This is a genomic window from Pseudanabaena sp. CCNP1317, from assembly GCF_034931345.1.
In the GTDB taxonomy this organism is placed as follows: Bacteria; Cyanobacteriota; Cyanobacteriia; order Pseudanabaenales; family Pseudanabaenaceae; genus Pseudanabaena; species Pseudanabaena galeata.
The window spans coordinates 115,649-139,128 of the sequence record NZ_JAYGIF010000056.1 but is presented as its reverse complement, the minus strand read 5'-3'; the positions used below and the strand labels follow the sequence as shown (position 1 = coordinate 139,128).

General features: G+C 42.4%; 24 protein-coding genes and 2 pseudogenes. 14 read left to right on the top strand and 12 right to left on the bottom strand.

Annotation, left to right across the window (positions count from 1 at the left end; genetic code table 11):
• Positions 1-956 precede the first annotated feature (956 nt).
• The 5 genes from VB775_RS11550 (at position 957) to VB775_RS11530 (ending at position 4,540) form a co-directional block, all read left to right on the top strand.
• Positions 957-1,832: a DUF928 domain-containing protein gene (locus VB775_RS11550; protein ID WP_281007975.1), complete on the top strand. Its 876-nt coding sequence runs from the start codon at positions 957-959 to the stop codon at positions 1,830-1,832.
• A 252-nt stretch (positions 1,833-2,084) separates the two neighbouring features.
• Positions 2,085-2,417 (top strand): hypothetical protein, encoded by a 333-nt coding sequence (locus tag VB775_RS11545; RefSeq protein ID WP_281007976.1) that lies wholly within the window; start codon positions 2,085-2,087, stop codon positions 2,415-2,417.
• 180 nt (positions 2,418-2,597) lie between these two features.
• Complete coding sequence (locus tag VB775_RS11540) at positions 2,598-2,873, top strand: YggT family protein (RefSeq protein ID WP_281007977.1); 276 nt, start codon at positions 2,598-2,600, stop codon at positions 2,871-2,873.
• 69 nt (positions 2,874-2,942) lie between these two features.
• Positions 2,943-3,719 (top strand): enoyl-ACP reductase FabI, encoded by a 777-nt coding sequence (gene fabI, locus VB775_RS11535; protein WP_407072957.1) that lies wholly within the window; start codon positions 2,943-2,945, stop codon positions 3,717-3,719.
• A gap of 137 nt (positions 3,720-3,856) precedes the next feature.
• Positions 3,857-4,540, top strand: coding sequence for a Crp/Fnr family transcriptional regulator (locus VB775_RS11530; RefSeq protein WP_281007979.1), 684 nt, complete (start codon positions 3,857-3,859; stop codon positions 4,538-4,540).
• A gap of 39 nt (positions 4,541-4,579) precedes the next feature.
• Here the strand turns inward: VB775_RS11530 and VB775_RS11525 are convergent, their stop codons facing one another.
• Together VB775_RS11525 and VB775_RS11520 are read right to left on the bottom strand one after the other, a co-directional pair.
• Positions 4,580-5,599, bottom strand: a complete 1,020-nt coding sequence (locus VB775_RS11525) for a zinc-dependent alcohol dehydrogenase family protein (protein ID WP_281007980.1) — start codon at positions 5,597-5,599, stop codon at positions 4,580-4,582.
• Positions 5,600-5,900: 301 nt separating this feature from the next.
• The gene (locus VB775_RS11520; RefSeq protein ID WP_281007981.1) at positions 5,901-6,500 is read right to left on the bottom strand and encodes a hypothetical protein; all 600 of its coding nucleotides are present in this window, start codon (positions 6,498-6,500) and stop codon (positions 5,901-5,903) included.
• 189 nt (positions 6,501-6,689) lie between these two features.
• Here VB775_RS11520 and VB775_RS11515 point away from each other — a divergent pair, with 189 nt between their 5' ends.
• The 4 genes and pseudogenes from VB775_RS11515 (at position 6,690) to VB775_RS11505 (ending at position 9,350) form a co-directional block, all read left to right on the top strand.
• The gene (locus tag VB775_RS11515; protein ID WP_281007982.1) at positions 6,690-7,151 is read left to right on the top strand and encodes a single-stranded DNA-binding protein; all 462 of its coding nucleotides are present in this window, start codon (positions 6,690-6,692) and stop codon (positions 7,149-7,151) included.
• Positions 7,152-7,423: 272 nt separating this feature from the next.
• The gene (locus tag VB775_RS11510) at positions 7,424-7,738 is read left to right on the top strand and encodes a hypothetical protein (protein ID WP_281007983.1); all 315 of its coding nucleotides are present in this window, start codon (positions 7,424-7,426) and stop codon (positions 7,736-7,738) included.
• A pseudogene (locus VB775_RS26440) lies at positions 7,708-7,906 on the top strand (N-6 DNA methylase); the annotation flags it as partial. The gene VB775_RS11510 and the pseudogene VB775_RS26440, both read left to right, overlap by 31 nt.
• Before the next feature lie 229 nt (positions 7,907-8,135).
• Positions 8,136-9,350 (top strand): DUF790 family protein, encoded by a 1,215-nt coding sequence (locus tag VB775_RS11505; RefSeq protein ID WP_281007984.1) that lies wholly within the window; start codon positions 8,136-8,138, stop codon positions 9,348-9,350.
• Positions 9,351-9,401: 51 nt separating this feature from the next.
• Here VB775_RS11505 and VB775_RS11500 read toward each other — a convergent pair whose 3' ends face one another.
• The 6 genes and pseudogenes from VB775_RS11500 to recO form a co-directional block, all read right to left on the bottom strand.
• On the bottom strand, positions 9,402-10,208 hold the full coding sequence (locus VB775_RS11500) for a DUF6671 family protein (RefSeq protein WP_407072958.1): 807 nt from the start codon (positions 10,206-10,208) through the stop codon (positions 9,402-9,404).
• A gap of 127 nt (positions 10,209-10,335) precedes the next feature.
• Positions 10,336-10,470: pseudogene (locus VB775_RS11495) on the bottom strand (ABC transporter ATP-binding protein); the annotation flags it as partial.
• Positions 10,471-10,580: 110 nt separating this feature from the next.
• Positions 10,581-12,701 (bottom strand): NAD-dependent DNA ligase LigA, encoded by a 2,121-nt coding sequence (gene ligA / locus VB775_RS11490; protein WP_281007985.1) that lies wholly within the window; start codon positions 12,699-12,701, stop codon positions 10,581-10,583.
• 87 nt (positions 12,702-12,788) lie between these two features.
• Complete coding sequence (locus VB775_RS11485) at positions 12,789-14,093, bottom strand: serpin family protein (protein WP_281007986.1); 1,305 nt, start codon at positions 14,091-14,093, stop codon at positions 12,789-12,791.
• 376 nt (positions 14,094-14,469) lie between these two features.
• Positions 14,470-15,867, bottom strand: coding sequence for an MFS transporter (locus VB775_RS11480; RefSeq protein WP_281007987.1), 1,398 nt, complete (start codon positions 15,865-15,867; stop codon positions 14,470-14,472).
• Positions 15,864-16,700, bottom strand: a complete 837-nt coding sequence (gene recO / locus VB775_RS11475) for a DNA repair protein RecO (protein WP_281007988.1) — start codon at positions 16,698-16,700, stop codon at positions 15,864-15,866. Before recO ends, VB775_RS11480 begins: the two co-directional genes overlap by 4 nt.
• A 92-nt stretch (positions 16,701-16,792) precedes the next feature.
• Between recO and VB775_RS11470 the strand changes: the two genes are divergently transcribed.
• Positions 16,793-17,293, top strand: a complete 501-nt coding sequence (locus VB775_RS11470; protein WP_281007989.1) for a GAF domain-containing protein — start codon at positions 16,793-16,795, stop codon at positions 17,291-17,293.
• Between the two features lie 211 nt (positions 17,294-17,504).
• On the opposite strand, the gene VB775_RS11465 is transcribed toward VB775_RS11470, so the two are convergent.
• On the bottom strand, positions 17,505-18,332 hold the full coding sequence (locus VB775_RS11465) for an FAD-dependent thymidylate synthase (protein ID WP_281007990.1): 828 nt from the start codon (positions 18,330-18,332) through the stop codon (positions 17,505-17,507).
• Between the two features lie 887 nt (positions 18,333-19,219).
• Here VB775_RS11465 and VB775_RS11460 point away from each other — a divergent pair.
• The 4 genes from VB775_RS11460 (at position 19,220) to VB775_RS11445 (ending at position 20,997) form a co-directional block, all read left to right on the top strand.
• Positions 19,220-19,477 (top strand): CsbD family protein, encoded by a 258-nt coding sequence (locus VB775_RS11460; protein WP_281007991.1) that lies wholly within the window; start codon positions 19,220-19,222, stop codon positions 19,475-19,477.
• A 188-nt stretch (positions 19,478-19,665) separates the two neighbouring features.
• Positions 19,666-20,151 carry a CsbD family protein gene (locus VB775_RS11455; RefSeq protein ID WP_281007992.1) on the top strand — a complete coding sequence of 162 codons (486 nt, stop codon included), beginning with the start codon at positions 19,666-19,668 and terminating at the stop codon, positions 20,149-20,151.
• Positions 20,152-20,185: 34 nt separating this feature from the next.
• Complete coding sequence (locus VB775_RS11450) at positions 20,186-20,431, top strand: GlsB/YeaQ/YmgE family stress response membrane protein (RefSeq protein ID WP_281007993.1); 246 nt, start codon at positions 20,186-20,188, stop codon at positions 20,429-20,431.
• Positions 20,432-20,532: 101 nt separating this feature from the next.
• Entirely contained in the window at positions 20,533-20,997 is a 465-nt protein-coding gene (locus VB775_RS11445; protein WP_281007994.1) for a hypothetical protein, read from the top strand.
• 88 nt (positions 20,998-21,085) lie between these two features.
• Here VB775_RS11445 and cobI read toward each other — a convergent pair whose 3' ends face one another.
• The 3 genes from cobI to VB775_RS11430 all read right to left on the bottom strand — a co-directional run bounded on the left by cobI (position 21,086) and on the right by VB775_RS11430 (position 23,265).
• Complete coding sequence (gene cobI / locus VB775_RS11440) at positions 21,086-21,811, bottom strand: precorrin-2 C(20)-methyltransferase (protein WP_281007995.1); 726 nt, start codon at positions 21,809-21,811, stop codon at positions 21,086-21,088.
• On the bottom strand, positions 21,808-22,437 hold the full coding sequence (locus tag VB775_RS11435) for a precorrin-8X methylmutase (protein ID WP_281007996.1): 630 nt from the start codon (positions 22,435-22,437) through the stop codon (positions 21,808-21,810). The genes cobI and VB775_RS11435 overlap by 4 nt, the downstream gene beginning before the upstream one ends.
• 96 nt (positions 22,438-22,533) lie before the next feature.
• Positions 22,534-23,265, bottom strand: a complete 732-nt coding sequence (locus VB775_RS11430; RefSeq protein WP_281007997.1) for an SIMPL domain-containing protein — start codon at positions 23,263-23,265, stop codon at positions 22,534-22,536.
• Positions 23,266-23,480: the final 215 nt, after the last annotated feature.

The window sequence follows — 23,480 nt, the reverse complement described above, 5'->3', positions numbered from 1 at the left end:
AACTAAAAAAGTCAAAGGACGGCTACTACTATCTCTCTAGAGATTTGGGATAAATCTGACTAAGTATTTACACTCATTGTTTTGGATTTTTAATGATTTTCATGGGATTGAGAATGCTCACCTACTTTTATTAACGTGTTCAGATTGCCTTAAACCTTAGAAGAAGTTACAAACTAAAAATCTGAATCTAAAAACCAAACAACTACTAGATTTACTAGATTTACAAATGCGTCTATTGATCTGTCTATTGATCTAGATTGGGTAAATTGCAAGTACTACAATTGCTGAGAGCAATTGTTGAGATGTCGGTGTTTGGATAAAGAAAAAACTGAAGCTTTGATCTCTAAACTAGCAATGAGTTAAGTGCTATATGTATAAGTTTTAAGTTATAAGGCTTGCTTAGCTCAACTGATCGTACTGACTGCTTAGGTTACATAGGACGTGGGGGATAAACTACAGGTTCCCGACAGCCCTAAGCGAAGAATTAGACATATAACGCTTACTAAATCTAAAGTTCTATAGTATGAACTTTAGATTAATTATTCCCTGTGATAGCCTTTGATTATCTTTAATTTTGCTTAAGAAAATTAGATAAATTTAGCCATAACTCTCAATTATTTGAACAGTAAACTCTAATCATTAGCTTTATAATTAATTGTTACAAATGCTTCATTTGAGCGATCGCATAATTTGTTAACCTTTATTGTTAAAGAAAATCTGCAAAATGCAATCACTCATCTGGGTGAAGTCAAATATCAAAATCAGCAAATAAAAGCTAATTTTTTTGATGTCATGAAATTGATTAATATAAATATTTTAGTCATAAGGGAACTTGTTATCCCCACTTCTCGACCTGAAGCCTATACTTTAGACTTTGCTAATTGGTAAAGTGATGTTGTCCTGTGCTGAAGCTAGTAAAAATAACTGGGATGATTACAACTGGGATGATTAGAACTATGATTTCAACGAAGACTCAAATTAAAATCAATATTAAGAAAGCGATCGCTCTCAGCGCCATCTGTATTGCATCTGTCGCAAGTCCTACTTTGCTGGGGCATGAGGCTTTTGCACAATATGGCTTAGGGTTACCAAAATCTGCAAGTTCAGGTGGTGCAACTAGAGGTGACTTACCTTTGATTACAATTCTTGGACTTGAAGATGGGGCAAAAACTTTAGCATCTCGTCCAACCTTGTATTGGTACATTGCCCCTCAAAATACAGCCACGACTTCATCAACGACAGTTCCACCCATTGATAGTGGTAAAAGTTCCTTTAAAGTGACTTTCTTTTTGCGAGATGGCTATGAAAGATCGGCAAAACCAGTCTTTGTGGCTGAAGGTAAAGCTGAAGAGTCAGGACTATACAAGTTCACATTGCCAGAAAATGCTCCTGAGTTAATGAAAGGAAAAGCACAACGTTGGCAGATTCGTTGGCAAAGCAATGGTGGTGCGGCTCAAGTTGATGTCTATGCTTCTATCCGTCGAGATGATGAGCCTTTGGTTTTAAAAGCGATCGCCTCAGCCAAAAATGACTTGGAAAAAGCAAGAATCTATGCAAAAAATGCATATTGGTATGACGCACTTGATGCTTATACTAGTTGGCTATCCAAAAACCCCCAAGATAATACAGCCCTGACTGAGCGCAGTAATTTGGTAAAAGCAGGTTTAAACAACAACTCAGTTTTTATGAAAAGAGATGCACAGGGTAAGCTAATTCTTCCTGCTGAACTTGACCCCACAAAATTATCCAACTTTCTAACCAAACTAGATGAAAGCAAAAGTGCTGCATCTATTTTGTTGCAGCCTAAAATTGGCACTAGACCTTCCCTATAGCTATTGCTGAGTTCGTAAACACAAAAGCAGAGGTAAGCAAATTGCTTCTTCTGCTTTTTTATATTTGACCATCATTACACTGAAAGATTTCTGTGATTTAAGAAACAACCAATTTTTTTGGCTTAGCATTGCTGTCTTTATTTTGCGACGCATCCCTAACGTAAACCAAAATGATATGATGTGCCAAAAGTCTCACTGCTTAAGTAATGCTTAAGCGCTATTCAATGTTGTTGAGATCATTAAGGCAAAGATATGGCAGATAATTCAGGTAATTTTTGGGGAGGTTTTCTCTTCGGTGCTGCTGTCGGAGGCGTAGTTGGCGCATTGGTAGCGATTAAGCTCAGTGAGTCAGAAGATGATCTTGTCGATCAGCAAGCTGATCGCGATCGCCTCATTGATCAGCCTCAGACTTCTAATGAATTTGCTCGCCGTAACCTCGAAAAGAAAATTGCTCAACTGAATGCGGCGATCGACTCAGTTAGCCAAGAGCTAGCTACGGCTGAAGGAAAAAATGGTCGCAAACAAACATCAATTGAATCATTACGAGAAATGACAGTTGATGATAAGGGATCTACGAGATCCTAATATAGCGATCCTAAATGATTTGTAAGATTTAGAGGGTTGTGAGAGTGCGCCCCGCAGGGGCGCACTCTCACAACTCATTTAGGATTGCTATAGTAATTATAAAAAGCCTTATTTCTGCTGTATTCAGTAGAATGTTGGTAGCTATTTATTCTAATTGTTCTTTAACCCAACCAACCTCCTATGGCAGTTATTCTTGGTACAGTCAGCTCATTTATCTCGATCTATTTGGGCTTGCTATTTATCCGCGTCTTATTGACTTGGTTCCCCAATATTGATTGGTCCAACCAACCCTTTGCAGCCCTCGGTCAGATCACCGATCCCTATCTCAATCTATTTCGTTCGATTATCCCCCCTCTAGGTGGCATGGATTTTTCACCTATGCTGGCTTTCCTTGCGCTTAGTTTCTTGCAACGTGCCCTCGCTCCATTAGCAGCAAGCGCGAGTATGGGCTTTTAAGGTAAGCTTATTTCTAATTACAAATTACGAATTACGCTGCGTTCACGTTAGGAAATATACATGACGGGTTTGTTAGATTTGAGCGGGAAAACTGCTCTTGTGACTGGAATTGCCAACAATCGTTCGATCGCTTGGGGTATTGCCCAAAAGTTACATCAAGCTGGCGCTAAGCTTGGTATTACTTACTTGCCAGATGATCGCGATCGCAACAAAGGCAAGGTTGCTGAGTTGACCGATTCCTTAACACCAGATTTCTTGTTGCCTTGCAATGTTCAGGATGATGCCCAAGTAGATTCATTGTTTGCCTCGGTTGCCGAGAAATGGGACAAGATCGATATTTTGGTGCATTGCTTAGCATTTGCTAATAAAGAAGATTTATCTGGTAGCTTTACGGATATTTCCCGCTCAGGCTTTCAACTGGCTCTAGATGTGAGTGCCTACTCTCTAATCCATTTATGCCGAGCCGCAAGACCACTACTCAAAGACGGTGGCAGTGTAATTACTCTCACCTATATTGGTGGTGCGAAAGTTGTCCCAAACTACAATGTGATGGGGATCGCAAAGGCAGCATTGGAAATGAATGTGCGCTATCTTGCTTCCGATATGGGACCAGACAATATTCGGGTTAATGCAATTTCGGCTGGACCAATTCGTACCCTTGCTTCGGCAGCGATCGGTGACTTCCATAAAATGCTGCACCACTACGAAGAAACAGCGCCTTTGCGTCGCTTAGTTACTCCCGACGATGTTGGCAATGTGGCAACTTTCTTAGGAAGCGATCTGTCAAGTGCCGTAACTGGGCAGATTATTTATGTAGATGCTGGTTATGAAGTAATGGGTGCTTAGTTTGATTGACTAGCACTTCAGAAATTCCAAATCAGTAGCCTTTTGATGTGTAGCGCAGGCTCTTGGTCTGAATAGCTAATGGCAGGTAAGATAACTGCGCTACAGTTCTTACAAGATAAGTCTTAAAAAAAATTCCCATGCAAACGGATATCTTCAAAGAGCTATTTCCATTATTCGATGCTGCTAGCGCCGAAACTTTGGATTGGCTCCTCGCTGAAGCAGTAGAACGTGACTATCCCTCGGGACGAGCGGTACTAATGGAGGATGCTTGGGGCAATGCTGTATATTTCATTCTTTCGGGTTGGCTAAAAGTTAGATTCTTGCGAAGTCAGGATGCAACCACCCTTGCCATATTGGGAAATGGCGACTTTTTTGGGGAAATGGCAATTCTGGATGAGTCACCTCGATCTACGGATGTTGTGGCTTTTACATCAGTGCGTGTTCTGAGTGTTCCTGCCCAAAAATTTATTCAGTTTTTATTTAAAGATCCCCAGTTGCATCATCGGATGTTGCAGTTGATGGTGAGACGATTACGCAAAACCAATCAACGCATTCAGCTACGTCAACAAGTTCCTGCGGTGCGGATTGCCACAATTTTAACGAGTCTTGCCGAAAGCTATGGCAGCAAGACCGATGTAGGTATTGATATTTTTAATATTCCTGTGCAGGATATTGCCGATCTCTCAGAGGTAAGCCCTGAAGATACCACCAAAGTATTAGATAAACTTAAAGAAAAGGGTTGGATTGTGATCGATCCCAAGCGTCAAGTCATGAGTATCGCTAACGAAAAACAAATGTTGCAGCTAGCAACATTTCGCTAAAAAATAAAAAAGGCTTGCAAAGCAAGCCTTTTTTATTTTTTAGATGGCGATCGCAATTTTTCCTGTCATGGAGCCAGTCTCCAATAATTGATGAGCTTTGGCAGTATCCGCAAGCTGAAACACATCGCTGACATGAATTTTTAGTTTACCTGAGTCAAATAATGCGGCACATTCACTCAGAATTTTAGCCTGTTGAATTTGGAGATTAGCTTTTCCCAGCAACATTGGGGACAGCATCAGTTCAAAGCTAAATCGTAAATTACGGGTGCGAGAGACTTTCCAACTGATATCGGTGGGTGGTTCAAGAATAGTGACGATATCGCCATAGATCTTGACAGCAGGAAAAGTTTGCTCGATCAATTTGCCCCCAACTGTATCAAAGGCAAGATCCACACCTTCACCATTTGTCCATGCGATCGCTGATTCCACAAAATCAGTTTGTTTATAGGCTATCGGTAAATCCGCACCCAAATCGCGGACAAATCTTGCCTTAGCTTCGGAGCCAACAGTAGTACAAACATTTGCACCTCTGAGCTTGGCTAGTTGAATGGCTACATGACCAACACCGCCTGCACCTGCATGGATTAAGACATTGTGATTGGTTGATATGTGATTGGTTAATAATGGTTGCAAATTTCCGCGATCATACAGAGCTTCCCAAGCTGTGATTAGTACCAATGGAGCGGCGGCAGCTTCTTCAAAACTGAGGGATTTGGGTTTATGGGCGGCAAATTTTGCGTCTATCGTGGTTAGTTCAGCATAGTTGCCCTGATGAAAACCTAGACCACCGTTACAAAAATAAACTTGGTCACCCACTTTAAATTTAGTAACCTCTGCACCGATCGCTTCCACGATTCCTGACCCATCGCAACCTAAAATTGAGGGCAAGCGATCGGGCTGAAATGTGCCACGACTACGCAGTTTGGTATCAATAGGATTGACTCCTGCGGCTTTTAGTCGCACCAAAATTTCGGTTGGAGTTTGAATAGTTGGTTCTGATACATCTGCCAGTTGCAGCACATTAGGATCACCTGCTGCGGTCATCAAAATTGCTTTCATAAATTTCTCCTTAATAATTAAACGTCAGTTCGACGAAAGCGAAAAATGGTAAGAATCGATTAGCGATTCTTACCATTTTTCGCCATTTGCGTCGTGCGAAGCACGACGCAAATGGCTATATCGAACTCACGTTAATTAAGATTAGCTAAGTAGCTAGGTATAATTAAAAAATAGCAGGGCAATTTTTTGATTTTCAAATCCTTACTGGATTTACTGTTAACCCATACAAGTAAGTGCTGCCACCCTCGCGTGAATCAAAACAAGAGAGGTGTAGCCTTAGCTTCGCATCTCTTGTTTTGATTTATTGTGAAGGAGTAGTTGGTTTAGGGGCTGTAGTTGGCTTCGAGGCAGGACTAGGCGGTTGGCGAATAGTGTTGTTGTCACCAGATCGAGGAGCGCTTTGGACAGAGCGCGTTTGCCAATCTCCAAAAAAACGATTCATTACCGTAAATCCTAAAACGGCTGCACCGCTCATAATCGCTAATAACACAATAATTGTTGTCCAAGTTTCAACAATCTCACCAAGCCCATAGTGAGTGCGATAGGGATCGATTTTGCACTGATTATCGCGATCGCGTGCAGTAATGGGGCGACGAAACCGTAATCGATGATCGTCAAGCTTTTCTAATAAAATCCATCCCGCTTGTGACTCTTCAGCACAAACCTTGTTTAAAACTTTACGACTGCGGAAACCACCGCTACTAGTACGCAAGATTTTAAATTCCCAGCCCTTGGGCTGATCGCTAGATGTATTGGACTCATAGCGAGTAAGATTTTCTTCTTCCACTTCTTCCCGCCGCCTATTAACTTGTTTTGCTCGAAATATTCTGTCGATAATCACGGACTGAATCCCAACATCGAGAATGATAGTACTGATGATGATTGCATTGATGGTCAGCATATGTGCGTGACTAATACTAATAGCAGCATAGCAGCTTGATAATCAGCAAAAGTATACATGCTGATGAGACTATTGAAATCAAGATTTTGCCTGAAATTCGGCTAGGGATATCAGAATTTTGGCTTAGTGCTTAGCGATCGCGATATTATGGTGATTAATAAAAATAAGCTATAAGCTTTTGATAAAAATATGAACTCTATTGTTTTAATGGCCGAAGTTCTAACCGATCCAGAGCTACGCCGTACTCCTGATAATCAAAGTTCGATCGCTTCATTTCTCGTCCAGTTTGCAGGTGGACGCTCCGAAGAAGCCCCTTATCGTATCAAGGTCGTGGGTTGGAATAACTTGGCGGATGAAATGGTGGAAAAATATCACAAAGGTGACCAAGTTGTAGTTGAAGGTCGTCTGCGTCTAGATACGGTTGATCGCGGAACTTATAAAGAAAAACGGACTGAATTGATCGCTCAGCGTGTTCATAGTTTTGGTGCTGGTGGCGCTACTGGTATTTCTTCTACAGAAGCCTCTGCTACAACTACGCGCAATGCTAGAGTCAATCCATCTAGCGCATCTGTGCCAACAGCAACACCAACCTATGTTCCTGTGGCAACACCCGCAACTGATGCTCCCGATTATGACGATATTCCATTCTAACTAAAAACTGAGGGGGCAAACATCCCCCTCTCTCGCAGAGGAAACTATGAGTATGACATTTGAGCAACTGCAAGAACTTATTTCACAGACAGCAAGCGGATTGGCAGAGACAAACAAATCTCTGGCAGAGACAAACCTTTGACTCTTGTAAGTAGGTCAGCAAGAGAAACCTGTAAATGCCCAGATCCCCGACTTTTTCTAGGCAAGCAAAGACAATTTGCAAATTTACAAAAAAAGTCGGGGATCTTAATCTTTGCTTTTTAAGTTTTCTTTTGCCTAGCTACTTAGAGGCGATCGCTAAATCAAACGCGAGAGCGATCCAATCAACAGCAAATAAACTAGATGAAAAATTTGATCAGATTGCTAATGCAGTTATCAGAAGGCAGGATAGGCTAGAAAGGCTAGAGCGTAGAGACAGAAAAGTAGACAAAGAAATTCGGGGATTGCGGATTGAGACAAGGCGGATTTTAGAATGTTGGTTAGGTGAGCCATTCCCAGATGATCCAGATTTAGATGAGGATGAGGCTCCCTCATTGGGGGAAATCCACATACCCGAGCAGGGCAGCACTTCACCCCCTGAGCCTTAATCAAAGCAATGGTCGCCTGCGTCAATCCCCAACCCCGCCTGTGGGACAGGTGGATTTTCCCTCGCCGCCTACGACTACATCGCCGCCCATCATTCCCTAGACCGCGAGCAGAAAGCCTTTCTCAAAAACCGCACCTTCTCAGGTAACGAGATCGTCGCCCGACCCCGACATTCTCGCCAATGAAATCATCGAAAACATTGAAGCAGTGCTAGCCAGTTTTCGCGAAATTATGGACACAATCAATGCGATCGCTCTAGATGCTGCGTAATACAACGCTTTGCGCTCAAGACCCAACTAAGAAATTTTCGGAAAATGTTGCAAAGCAACATTTTCCGAAAATTTCTTAGGGTTCGATTGACCGATAATTGCTGTAACTAATCTATAAGCCTTTTCTTTTATGCTACCTAGCGAACTCCTGATGCATCGATTGAATGGCGAAACCGTCGTTCCTAAACGATTGAAATTAGATGATAAGCATCAAGCGATCGCCATAGAATTAATTGCAATTTTTGAGAATGCTAAGGGTGGGACACAGAGTGAGCTTGATCGCCTATTGCAAGAACTTGAGGGCGACACACCCGATTATCGAGTAAAGCGGGGATTGGCACATATACTCAAGTCCAGTTTCAGTACTTTTGAAATTGTTAGTCCCCTTGAACCACAGGAATTACGCCGCCGCATTTTTGAATTATCAGCGCAAATAGTCCCTAGTCAGCAAGCTACCCAACAAACTCTCACTCAACTTGCCGACAAACTGACCGAAGAACTAAAACGCGAAGTCCTACCTTCTCAAATTACAACAGGACTATACGCTGATCTGATGGAAAATCGGATTTTGACACAATTTGAAAGCCCTACGCCTGAAGCTCTCATCCATCGTTATAATCTCTCGCAAGTGCAGGGGATTTTCTATCGGGCAAGCCATATGACGCTCAAAGTCCACCGCAACGATCCAGGAGAATATAAGCTGCTATTCCGTTATCTCAAGCTATTTCAATTGATGTCCTATATTGAAGGTGATGTTGATTACGGTTTTACGATTACCGTCGATGGCGCTACGAGTTTGTTTGGTACGAGTACCCGTTACGGATTAGCGATCGCCAAGCTTCTGCCTGCTTTACTGCATGTTACTAAATGGAGCCTCAACGCTACCCTCGTTGAAAAAGATGCTTATTCAAAACAAAAGCGCACTGGTTTATTTACTCTCGATTCTGACTGTGGCTTAGTTAGTCATTATCCTGCTGGCAAAATGTATGACAGTGCGATCGAGTCATCGTTTGCCGAGCGATGGGCAGAATTAAAAACAGAATGGAAGTTAGAAAGAGAAGTAGATTTAATTCCTATCCCCGGAAGTGTGATGATTCCTGATTTTCGACTGGTACATCCTGACGGGCGGAGTTATTTATTAGAGATCGTTGGTTATTGGCGACCTGAGTATTTACGCAAGAAGTTTTCGCAAGTGCGGCAAGCTAATTGTGAGAATTTGATTTTGGCGATTTCTGAACGACTGAATCTGGAGAAGGCGGGCGTAAAAGTAAGTGATACGCCTGCGCTAACGGTTTGGTTTAAGGATAAACTTTTGCCCAAAGTCGTTTTACAAGCGATCGAATAAAGAAGCAATTTTTTGTGGCGCTGCAAAGCCGCGCTACAAAAAATTGCTTCCTTAAGGATTGCAATAGGAGCAGTACATGGGGTCAGCAGTTTGCACCTGATCTGGAAAGAGTACTTCTTGCTGAAACTGACAGCGATCGCAGCGATAGACATGAGCGCGGGTAGATTTTGTAGGCAATCCGCAAAGCTCACAGGGCAATCCCTTAATTCGGTCTACGATATCGAAATTCACAAAATTGCATTTGGGACAAAGTTGCTGTAATTTGCGAACGAGATCTTCTGTCGCTTTGGTAATATTTTTCATGCGCGTGGGATTATACAGCGATCGCATATCTGTTTCAATGTGGATTTGTGGCGATTGTTTTAGCAATTCATAAACTGATTCTTTGAGCAACTCTTCGGAATTAATTCCTTTATGAATTGCCTCCTTTGCTGAAGTTTTAGCATCTGACATCAGCACAATCGCATGATCGGGAAAGCCAACTTTAAGCGCAAACTCATAGGCTTGTTCGTAGCTAGAAATCTCTTGATGGAGAAAGTTTGTATCAGTGGAGAGAAATTCGCCATAAACTGAAAAATTATGTTTTTGATCCAGTAAACACACAACTTCGCGATTGAAAGGAACACCTAACATGGGATGCGGAAAAAAGCTGCCTTCACTGGCGATCACTAAGTCAGCATCAATTAGTTCTAAAGCTTTCTCCGCCTTAATTTTCGCAGTTTCAATTTGATTAGCAGGACGCTCAATGTCGCGAGTAAATGTACCAAACAAGTCGCTATCAAAATCTTGAGGTACGGTCACTCTCACGCCCAAAGATGTTTGTAAAATTGGCGCGATCGCTAATTCCTTACGATGCATGGTCGCAATTACCACTAGGCGATCGCGAAAGTTTATTCTGTTATCTGGTTCCCCTCTCCCTATGGGAGAGGGGCTAGGGGTGAGGGCATCATCTCTCACACTGGGAGAGGGGCTAGGGGTGAGGGTATCACTCATCATGGGCAAAACGGTTATACAGAAAATCTAAAGCCGTATTTCTGAGATCATAGTATAAGGGATCTTCCATGATTTGGGCGCGATCGCGAGGGCGAGGAAAAGGAATCCGCATGATTTCACCAATACTAACTGACGTTAAATTATTTACTGGGTTTTGAGATTCAAGAAATGGCAAAGCCATATAACATCAGTTAATATCTGATGTTACGTGGAACTCAGATGATGAATTGCTTGCTGCTAGCGAAGCAGGGCAACCACGGGGGGGATTGCCCCTATCAATTGTAATAACTCCTCTTCTGAAAGGCATTGCACACCTAAAGATTGCGCTTTTTCTAGCTTGGAGCCTGCTTCTGCGCCAACGACCAGATAATGCGTTTTTTTACTAACAGAATCAGTGACCTTGCCACCTGCGGCTTGAATTAGAGCTTTGGCTTCATCACGTTTCAGAGTTGGCAATGTACCTGTGACCACAAAGGTTTTACCCGCAATATTTGGATTTATCGCGATCGCCTGATCGTCTTTCTTCTCACCGACAAACTGTAAACCTGCTGCTTGCAGACGCTGGATCAAATTCTGGTTAGCCTGTTGGCGAAACCAGTCATAAATGGATTGAGCGATTTCTTCGCCAATGCCAAAAATAGAAGCGATCGCTTCGGGCGTAGACCTTGCTAATAATTCGACATTAGGAAAATTATCCGCAATATTTTGAGCATTGACACTTCCCACATGTCTGATGCCTAGTCCGTATAGTACTCGCGCCCAAGGTCTGTTTTTAGATTGGGCGATCGCCGCAACAATTTTGTCAGCCGACTTTTGACCCATGCGCTCAAGGGTTTGTAAGCGATCACTAGTCAGTTCGTACAGATCAGCAACGGAAGTTATATGATTTTCGGTTACTAGTTGCCTGACTAATTTCTCGCCAATGCCATTGATATCTAGGGCATCACGGCTAACCCAATGTTCGATCGCACCCCGCACGATCGCAGGACATTGGAGATTAATGCAACGGGTCGCCGCTTCATTTTCAGGTTTAAAAACAGGTTGACTGCATTCAGGACAATGGGTAGGCATCACAAAGCGAGTTGCCCCATTAGGACGCAATTCAGGCAATACGCGCACCACTTCAGGAATAATTTCTCCCGCTTTCCGCACGATCGCGGTATCGCCAACATGCAAATCTAGTTCGGCAAGGCGATCGCTATTGTGCAGAGTTGCCCGTGAAACAGTTGTCCCAGCTAGTAATACGGGACGCAATTCAGCAACGGGTGTGAGAGTGCCTGTGCGCCCCACTTGGACCGTTACCGATTCGATAATGGTGGGCATTTCCTCGGCGGGATATTTCCACGCGATCGCCCAACGCGGAGTTTTTTGTGTAAAGCCGAGTTGTTCCTGTTGAGAGAACGCATTCAGCTTCATCACCATGCCATCGGTCATATAGGGAAGCTTGTGCCGCTCCGTTGCCCAAAAATCATAATAGTCTTGTAATTCCTGAATCGATTTGCAGAGCCGTTTATTCGGATTTACGCGAAAGCCTATTTGTTGCAAAAATTCTAAAGCTTGCCATTGAGAAGAAATATCAGGCAGATTTTGCGGACTCCCCTCACCCCCAGCCCCTCTCCCAGAGGGCGAGGGGAGATGGATGGTATAGGCAAAGAAATCAAGGCGACGTTTGGCAACAATGCGCGAATCGAGTTGGCGGAGTGTACCTGCGGCAGCATTGCGAGGATTAGCAAATAGTGATTCTCCCTGTTGCGATCGCTCTTGGTTAATCTCATCAAAAACAGCGATCGGCAAAAATGCTTCTCCACGAATTTCTAAGCGATCGGGGGGATTTTCTAAATTTAATCGTAAGGGAATGGAACGAATAGTTTTAATATTTGGAGTTATATCTTCTCCTGATGAGCCATCGCCTCTAGTTGCCCCACGTACTAAGATCCCATGTTCATAGGTTAAGGCGATCGCCGATCCATCGATTTTCAGTTCACAGACACTCTCTAGAAACCCGTTAGGAAGTACTTCCTCTAAATTACTAGCTAATCCCTTCTGACATCGTTCTTGCCAAGCGTTTACATCATTGGAAGTAAATGCATTTTCCAAACTATAAAGTGGAATGTGATGCTGAACTGATAGAAACTGAGTAGTTGGTTTTTCGCCTACTCTCTGAGTAGGACTATCGAGAGTGATTAGCTGTGGATGTTGAGTTTCAAGTTTTTGTAATTCCTGATAAAGCGCATCATAAACTGAATCCTCCATTGAAGGAGCATCAAGAGCATAGTATTCATAACTAGCGCGTTGCAGTAATTTACGTAGTTCTAGTAATCTTGCTTGGATTTCAAGATTGGGAGAGATGTCAGTCACGATATTGCTGTATTACAAAACTTGATCTGTTTAATTATAGCCGCCAACATCTAAATAATGAAATGCGGCGCGAAGCGCCGCATTTCATTATTTAGATGGATTTTTAATCGCGCCCATAAAAATGATTGTGCCAGTTTGCCGATCGCTAATTGCAAAGAAAAATGGGCGATCGACGATCATCTGAAATGGAGGTTCTTCATTAGGCATAGCTGAAGTTACGCGCATCTCCACTGAAGTAACTGCCGCCGCTTCCGTACCTTCTTCATTGACTTTAACAAAAGTTTTATGCTTCACATCGCTGATAAAAGATTTCACAGTTGAGAGATTGCGAAAATCTGCTTGACCGCGATCAAAGGCGATCGCCATGCCCATATTTTGTAAAACATTTTTGAGGCTGGTTTCATATTCCACTTTAAAGCGTGGCAATTGAATTAAGCCTTCTCTGCTTGCAAATTTAGTTGACCATTCTTGCCAATTTTTTGCTGTCAGTTGCTTCTGAAATTCTACTAGACTAGATTTTGGCTTGGGCAAGAACACCTCCATACTGAAGCGTCCAGAACCGTAAGGAAGACTAATCGCCTGAAAGGTTGGCGCATCGTAATAGCGATATTCACCCGAGCGCGACATGGCAGGATGTTGAATCTTTGTGCCATCGCTTAGAGTAAAGGGCTGGGGCTTAGTAAGTGCTTTCTCAAAGGGAGCTTCCCATTTACCTTTAAAGTAGACCGCATTAATCAAGAAGAGTAAACTATCGGGATCGATGCGATCAACGATTTTCTCGATTTTGTCCTTGGTATTTTGCTTTACCCAAGCATTAATCGTATTTACAGAATTAGGATCGTCAAAATTAAGATTAGTAATTTCGGCTTGATAGAATTCCTTGACCTTATTCAAAAAAGCGGCTTCTAAAGCAATATCCTTTCTTGCCCAGAGCGAGTTCGCAATATTTAACTCAACATTGGTATCGCCATTGGCTAGTAATTGTTGAATATTTCGGTTGAAGTCATTGACCTCATCGATTTTGATGCCCTCTAGTTCTAAAGCCTTGGCGATCGCCTGTTGAGTTTCACCACTCGCGCCGTTATAGGTCATCGATAGGGCGATCGCGACACTCGCAGGAGAGATGAATATATTTTTATTCGTGTCTTGGTTCGCAATGCGATCAAATAGGTTAAAGCCGAAACTGCTACTTGCTTTAACTAAGCGCTCATCAAGTTTCACTTTGCGATTAGCACGATCATTGATAGTTGGTTTGGGAGAGGTCGCGACAGTGGGGGCGGGACTGACTGTGCTAATTAGTGAAACTTGAGGATTAGAATTGTTTGGCGCTGCACATCCCATTAGGGCTAAAGCCAAGAGGCTGATAATTGTGGCAAGATAACAAGTCTTCATAATACTGATTTCTAAACCTCAAGATTTCTACTTTTTTAGCTTAGGACATAATTTGCGATCGCCTATCGTCGTTACATTTTCTGTAACTTAACGCCAGTTCGACTAAACGATTCTTACCATTTTTCGCCATTTGCGTCGTGCGAAGCACGACGCAAATGGCAATATCGAACTCACGTTAACTTACAGCGCATTGCGCTCAAACTAACCCAAGAGATTTTTTGAAAGCATTGCAAAGCAACGCTTTCAAAAAATCTTTTGGGTTAGTTTGATTGGTAATTGCTATATAAATAACCTAAAATCAGAAGCTGTCCCGCCCGCGTAGCGGGCGGGACAGCTTCTGGTTTTAGGTTTTAATTGTGGTGAGCTACTTACAAAATTATGATTCTACTAATTGACGGGCGATGTACCAAGTGAGCAACCCCGTCACGATCGCGATCGCACTCAACGCAAAAATTACCTTCTGTAATCCAAAATATGATTCGGCAATACCTGCTACGGATAGCGGCAAACTGAGGGCAATATTCACCGCATTATTTTGTAAACCAAAAACTTTACCACGCACATCTTCAGGAGTTTCTTCTTGGATCACCGTCTGCATCGGAATTACACATAAGCCTGCAAAAATACCAGTACCCGCGATCGCAATCAGTCCCAAACCAAAGCGATCGCTAAAAACCGCCAACATCCCCAAAAATGCTGACATCCCAAGCGAGCCAATTAAAGAAAGCATTTGACGGCTACAGCGATCGCCCAGTTTTGCGACAATTCCTGCGCCGATTGCCATGCCCAAACTTGCTACAGCCAATAAAAATCCAAACTGTTCTGATTTAATTTCAGGCATTACCTCGGCTAAACGCACGGCTAATACTGTCAGTGCGGCAATGATCGAGAAAGTGCAAATTAATTGGATCAGCGCTGATAGGGAAGTCTTCTTGTGATTGAGATATTGCAAACCTTCTTTGATGTCATTCCAAAGGTGAAAACTATCACGGTGTAAGTCCTCTTTGGTTTCACCTGTTTTCAATAAAATTAAAATAATCCCTGCGAGTAAATAACTGCCACCCACAAGGATTTCTTGACCAAAATTATGCCAGAGATGATCGGATAGAGCTAAAAGTGGTTCTCCAAGGGCAAATCCTAAAATCAACGCCGCCATAATCGTGGTTGTGTAGAGAGAATTGGCGGCTAATAATTTGGGCTTCTCCACGACGAGGGCGATCGCTGACTGTTCGGCTGGAGTAAAAAACTGCGTAAAGGTGGAGACCAGAAATGTAATGCACAATAAACCCCAAAAACCAGTTGGTGCGCCCCAAGGCAACACACTATTTTTAGTAACCCAGAGTAATAGGGGAATGCTTAGAACTAAGACTCCGCGCAAAATATTGGAACTAACTAAAACTGTTTTTTTATTCCAGCGATCAATATATACCCCAGCGATCGATCCAAATAAAATCGCAGGAATAGTAAATGACACCATGACTGCGGAGACCCAGCCGCTAATCGTTTCGCCCTCTTGTTGAAATTGGGTAGAAACGATCGCAATCACGAGTACTAAAAAAATCTTATCGGCAATTTGCGAAAATACCTGTCCGCTCCACAGCGATAAAAAATTAGGATTGCGAAGTACAGATTTAGAATCAGTTGGTAAATCTCGTGTTTCTAGGGTTTCGCCATTTAAAATTTCGCCATTGCCATTATTAATATGAAGATCTGCGTGATGATGATCGGGTGGTTCTGGCAGATTAGGTGTAGGTGGATCGAATAAATGGGTCATATATTAAAAAAGCAGTTATCAATCAGAGCCGAAGACTGGATTGGTCTATCAAAATGATACTGTGCATAGGCTCGTAACAATCTTTCAACTGCAAGCCAATCTGTTGTATGCGTTTCTAAAATATTATCTGCTAAATCAGTCTGTGCAAGTTCTTGCATAGCCAGAAGTTCAGATGCATCAAGGTAGTGACTAATGCGATTATACATAGCGTCATTAAGGCTTAGCTCAGGGCGATCGCCGTTCGGATTACCGTCATTAGCAAGATCGGTTATTTCGAGATTGATGACTCCGCCGCCAACAATGCTAAATCCTGCTTTCCATTTTGGTTGGTGGCGATTGGCGATTACTGGGCTTTGACTAATGCAGCAACTATGCACTTGTGGCGCAAATCCTGCGATCGCCAATAGGTGATAGATACCATGATTCAAATGAGCCAAAACATTTTGATTTTCAGCTTCCTGAATGCGATTTAGATGTTCGACTAACACTAAAAATAGTTCTTCCTGTGGTTGAGCAGATAACGCTTGCATAAGGGCAAGTTCTGACAAATATTGAGCAGCCGTGAGTTTAGCCAAAGTTTTTCCTAAACCAACAAAGGACTGCAACACTTCGGCATTTTTAATCCGATCCATATTGCGTCCCACAGAGACTTGTAAATCATTGACCACAAATAAACCCGATCGCCCTGCCATTGCTGAGCGATGTTTTCTCGCTCCTGCGGCAACGGCTCTGATCAATCCATGCTCCTTGGTGAGGATCGTCAGCAGGCGATCGTTTTCACCTAAGGGCATACCCTTAAGGTTTATTCCTGTGGCGCGATATTCTTTAGGCAATTTAAAACTCTTGGATAGGTAAATGGACTAAAATAGCGATCAACGATTGTTTTTTAGCAAATAAGCCCCCTCTAACCATTTCTATTGCCACAATGAATCCTGCCAATCGCGATTTGAGTTCGGTTTTAAGTCGGATTACTAATAAGTTACAACAAGATCAAGTTGTTAGTGTCACCCTACAAAAGCTTAGGGAACAGCTTGATGTTGATCGCGTGGTTTTATACTACTTCTACACAAAATGGAAAGGGCAAGTAACCTTTGAGGCAATCAGCGATCATAAATACTCGATCATTGGTTCAACAGGGGCTGATGATTGCTTCAATTTAGAATATGCAGCGCTTTATTTGGCGGGACGTGTCCATGCTATTGATGATATTGAGCAGGCTGCTATCAGTGATTGTCATCGAGATTTTTTGCGAGAGATACAAGTGCGATCGAATTTAGTTGCACCTGTATTAACTAACGAAAAATTATGGGGGTTAGTAGTTGCTCATCATTGTCAGGATTCTAAGATCTGGCAAAACTCAGATATTGACTCAATCTGCCAATATTCTAATTATCTAGCTTCTGCTCCTTCAATTAGTGCTTCATAATCCTCTTAGGGTTCTACGATTTAATAGCTGATGTTACGTGGAAGGAATTCTTGCGATCCTCAATATTGAGGGCTGGCACGGGGGCGCAGCCCCTACAGGATATGAATTATTCAGGTAGGGGCAATGCCCTCGTGCCAGCCCCATGACGCTAGTAGCAAGAGATTCATCATCTGCGTTCTAAGTAACATCAGTAAAGTAAAGAACTAGATTTTTACTTTACTGCGAAGCCCTTATTTCTCTCTATATCAAATCGATAGGCTTGAAATCCTGTAAAGTTTGCTCTCTTCTCCGAATTAGGGAGCGCACTGGCTACATGCTCAAAGGGAGATAGATGAGCAGGCTTAGAAGTTAAGAGGCGATCATGTAGTTTCACATCATCGGTGAGGCTCCGCACACCATCGTGATTGAGATAACTAACCCTCGCACAGCGTCCTACCGCCACTTTGACCAATTCATTAATATCGCTAATTTCGTCAATATCTTCTTGCTTAATTAATGGTAAATGCCACTCACCTGCGCCTAGCTGTTGGGGGTGACTAGCATCATAGGCAGCTTTCATCTTATGAGCTAAGAATTGAATTTCAGGCTGTGCATCAGGATGACAGCGCTGTTCAAAAAAGTTTTGATATTCGGTTCCTGAACAAATTACCGTAATTGTGGAGAATGGTTCCAAAAGTCGGTTGACTACTTGTTTGTGAATGCCAATATGCACTAGTTGCTTAGCGTGATGGATAGCGTCATTTTTGGCTGCTTTCCATACCTCCGCCGCCGCTTGCATCTCATCCTCTGTAACTTCGGTTTGCGCCGACATTCCCTTTTGGTTTTTCCCCCAATGTAATGGATAGACTTCTTGACTCTCGACAAGTTTGATCATTTTCTCAACGGGAATAGCGCGACTGCTGCTGCTATTTTTGCTGAGCATTCGATGGGTCATGAATTCTGAGTGAATCATGCGATGATAAGTTAACACAAAAGTCGTTAGGCGATCGCCTGTTAAGTTAATGCTATCAGCGATGATGGCGGCTTGGGGTTGAAACATGATGTTTAAATTCTTAATTCGTATAGTACCCATCGCCAAAAGTGTCGTTATACTTTTGACGATTAAAAACCCAACCCTGTGAGGGTTTTAGAAACATAAAATGGCTACGCTATCTTATGCTTCTGTATAAGATTGTAGTCTAGTATTCTTTAGTAAACTTGAGCAAATATAATAGATATTCCCTTCCCATACAAGAATTAGTGGTTTTACTGCTGTAATACCAAAACACAAAATGGCGTAGCCATTTTGTGTTTTTAAAACCCTTACTGGGTTTGGTTTTCAACTTACAAAAGTGTGGCAATACTTACGTGAATTGGTATAACTTGAGTTCGAGATAATCTACAAAATTTAAGAAGCCAAAACAGTAAAAGCCTCGCTTCGCGAGGCTTTTACTGTTTTGGCTTCTAGAGAGGGTTCGCGACGCGAACCCTCTCTAGAAGCTAGTTTAAAATTAACCTGAACTGAGATTGACGTAAGCCAAGAACTTAAGCTTTTGGCTTATTTGTTATTTGCTCAAATTTTTGGCGCAATTTTTTTTATTACATTTTGTATCGGGATTAATCATTTCTATCATCTCAACCAACAAATCAATCATGTCACTGCGACAGTAATGATCTAAATACAAATAAAAATTAGTTGGTAGTTTCAAGTCATATTAAATATGAATTAAGACTGCTAAGCAAAGATCGCAAATTCTTTGATTCTAGTTGTTTATATTGTCACAAACATATTCTAAAAATCAGAAAGTAAATCTAAAACTTATACCTTCTGATGGACGAATAAATTTTACTAATAGTGCATAATAAAACTGTTAGTTAACGCAGCATAAATTAATTTTAATTTTATGCTAATCCAAAAAACTACTAATACAAATAAGGACATTAATTATGAGTTTACAAGAAAGAGCTAAAGCCGCAGCCAAAAATATTGAAGGCAAGGTTGAAGAAGCTGTTGGTAATATTACTGGAGATCCTGAGAGACAAGCCTCAGGACAAGCAAAGCAAGTTGAAGCTGAAGTCCGTAATACATCTGAAGATGTCAAAGACAAGGCTGAAGATACTGCAAACATTGTACGAGAAAGGGCAAAGGATGTTGCTGAAGCTGTAAAAGTTAAGGCTAGAGATGCTAAAAATGCTGTTAGTTGAAATTGAGCTAACTAAATACTAATAAAATAAATTAGCTTAAGTAATTTGATAGTTTAATCTAAATAATCTATCAAATAGGTTGATTTTATCCCTAAATACTTAACAGGAAATCTAACATTTAGCAAAGTGTTTTTGGTGACACTATATACTGTTTATACATTTTCATAAAGATTAATCAGAGAATTAAAATGATTTCACGATTTTACCGAGCATTAATGACTATTGGTTTAGTTTCTTTCTTCTCATTTGCCTTGGTTTTTGGGATTGTAGTTGAGAATAGTTCAGCAGCACCGTCATTCAAGCAGCTAGTTAATTCTCACCATGCACCGATCGCCATAATGGAAAGAGTTAAAGCAACTGCCAAAGATCTTGAAGGTAAAACTCAAGAAGCGATCGGCAATGTGACAGGTGATGCCAAAAATCAAATTATCGGTAAGGCAAAGCAAGCCGAAGCTGACTCTCGGAAAGTGACTGAAAATATCAAGGAAGGTATGAAATTGCCAGAACGAGTGAAAGCGAATGTCAAAAATCTGGAAGGAAAAACCCAAGAAGCCCTTGGTAATTTGACAGGCGATCGCCAAGATCAGATTGCTGGCAAGGCTAAGCAAATAGATTCAAAGACTCGCAATTTGATGGAAGACATAAAAGATAAAGTTGAAGGAATGTTGAAATAAGTTTTTTATAAAGAAATCTATAGGATGGAATGTCATGAATTTTATTTGGTTTATTTTGATCGGCTTAGCTGCTGGTTGGATCGCAGGACAATTGGTAAAAGGGACTAGCTTTGGCTTACTTGGCGACATCATTGTTGGTGTCATCGGAGCATTGCTTGGTGGTTTTCTATTTAGCACCTTTGGGGTATCTACTGGAGGAGGTTTGCTTGGTAGTCTGCTCGTTGCCACGATTGGTGCTGTAGTACTTCTATTTGGTCTACGCCTCATCAAGTCTTCATAATATTCTGCAATTTGGTCTAGAACTGATTTTTATGGCTTGTGGCATAAAAATCAGTTCTATTTCGCTATGTCTAACCAATTATTTAGAGTTCTATTAAAATCATGTCTGACGAAAAAGATCAAGAAAGCACCAGAAAAGTGAGCTCTCGTTCCAACATTCCTGAGCATGGGTATAGCGTCTCTGAGCAACGCACAACTAAAGCCAGCAATGATGGAAGTTCCACCGCGATAATTGTTATTGTCTTGCTATTCTTGGCTATAGGTGGTGGCGCGATCGCCTACTTCCTTAATAACCGCCCCGCCCCAACACCAGTCCTAATACCAAGTGCTGTTGATACTGTGAAAGAGAACAAATCCACAATTATCGAGCGAAACAACACAACGATCAGAGAGGTAAGTCCCGCCTCACCTCAACCGACACCTACTGTTGAGATTAATATTCCTGCGGCAACCGTTCAGCCTCAACCTGTAGCTCCAGCACCAGCAGTAACAGTGACTGCGACTCCCACGCCAGTCGCGACTCCAAAGGCTGCAACTCCTACCCCAACAGCTTCTCCCAATAATTAGTTGACAAAATAAATGGTGATGCGCGGCAAAGCCGCGCATCACCATTTATTGCAATAAGAAAGAAACCGTGCATTGCGCAGTTTCTTTCTTATTGTGGATTTGTTTGACTAGGAATCATCACGATCGCCCAATAGGGGACTTCCTCGGCAACGACTGAGGCGATCGCCTTGATTGTTTGATTGGGCATTGTGGCGCGTTCAATATATAAGGCGCGAGAAAACAACCCTAATTCTTCTAAAACTGCTTTTACTTTTGCGAAATGTCTACCTAATTTGATAATAATCGCGGCATCGGCAACGGCTAAGCGATCGCGTAAGATATCTGCTTCTAAAGTGGCTGGCATAATGCTCAGTACATCATTGCGATAGGTGAGGGGAGCACCCAGCATCGCGGCACTGGCAAAAGTAGAAGATATCCCTGGAATGACTTCGGTATGGAATCTATCAGATAAACGATTGAAAATATACATAAACGATCCATAGAGCATGGGATCGCCTTCGCACAGTACCGCCACATCACGTCCTGCTGCTAAATGTTCGGCGATCTTTTCGGCAGCGATATCGTAATAGGGTTGTGAGGAGCGATCAACACTAAAGGGAAGTGGCATCGGCACTTCTATTTGCTCAGGACGAATAAAATCAGCGACGATCGCTCTTGCTAAGACTTTGCCACTCTCCATGGTGGGATAGGCAATCACAGGAACGGAAGTCAAAATACGATGAGCTTTAATGGTTAATAACTCTGGATCACCAGGGCCAATTCCTAAACCATAGAGACTCCCTTTTTTAACGGTTAATTCTTCAACTGTTTTCATAGCTCATTCTCCATCGCTAATGCATTCAAGGCTGCGGCTGCCATTGCGCTCCCCCCACGCCGACCATGAATAGTCAAAAAGGGAACACCACGGCTATTTTCAGCCAAAGCCGCCTTTGATTCGATCGCACCGACAAAACCAACAGGGAATCCTAGTATAACGGCTGGTTTGGGCAAACCTTGATCAAGTAGCTCTAAGAGACGAAATAGGGCTGTGGGTGCATTGCCGATCGCAATGATCGATCCCTCCATATGCGATCGCCATAGTTCGATGGCGGCGGCTGATCTCGTATTGCCAATTTGTTGAGCCAGTTCTAGTACTTCAGGCTCATTCAAGGTGCAAATAACAGGATTATTGGCTGGCAGACGTTTGCGAGTAACTCCATTGGCAACCATTTGCGCGTCACAGAGAATTTTTGCGCCATTTTTTAAGGCTGCTCTGCCAATTTTCACGACATCTTCAGAATAGGCAAGATCACTGACAATATCCGTCATTCCACAGGCATGAATTAAGCGCACTGCGACTACTTCTAAGTCTTGAGGCAAGATTGATAAATTTGCCTCGGCGCGAATGGTGGCAAAGGATTTTTGATAAATGGCATTGCCATCACGGATATAGTCAAGCATGAAATTGGTTAAGGGGATCTTAATGATAAACCGTAGCGCGGCAAAGCTGCGCTACGGTTTATATTGTGCCGCCCGCCATGCGGGCGGCACAACAATTTAATAAGTAATTTGCAAAGTGACCACAGCTTCGACTTTTTGCTCACCGCCTAAAATCGGGATAGAGCTAGCCGCATCCTTGGCAAATGAAGCCCGTGGCTGTGCAACTGGATAGGCGATCGCCGAATCATTAATGTTAATCGTCTTAATGGTTTTGGGTGTGAAACCTAATGCACTCAATACTGTATTCGATTGAGTTTGAGCATCTTTAATCGCATCTTGGAGCGCGAGTTGTTTGGCAGCATTTAATTCAACATCACTAGCAATAAAGCTAATCTGCTCAATTTGATTTGCCCCCGAATTCACCGCCGCATCAAGAACTGCACCAGCCTGATCGAGGTTCACCAAGAAACTGACACTGGCTTGTCCCGCAAAACCATCTTGGCGTTGGCGATTATTTTCATAAATATACTTGGGACTGAGTTGAACACTGGTAGTCTGCAACTTCTCAACATTTAACTGTTGCAAGCGTGAAACGATGCTATTGGCTTGACGGGCAACTTCTTCTTGAACAGCGATCGCGGTTTTTCCTTCCACATTTACACCTAGCTGAATACGAGCCTTAGTGGTTTTAACAGAGCGTTCACCACGTCCTGTAACCGTGAGAACACGCTCGTTTTTGACTTCAGAATATTTTGCGGAAGTTTCTTGCGCGTATGCTGAGGGGGCGATCGCTGCTACCGCAGGCATACAAAAAGCAAGACTGAGAACGAATGTAGTTAAGTGGCGCATATGCTTATCCTTACGAATCTTTGTTTCATGATATTTTTATTCCTTCTGTTTTGAAGATATCACTTGAATTAAACAGGATTCAGTGTGGTTGCATTTTCAGCAACGGTAATATGCTATGTTCCCGATTACAGGATTTTACGATTTACAGCGCTTTGCATTCAACCTCAAACCAAGAAAAAACTTGAAGGCGTTGCAAAGCAACGCCTTCAAGTTTT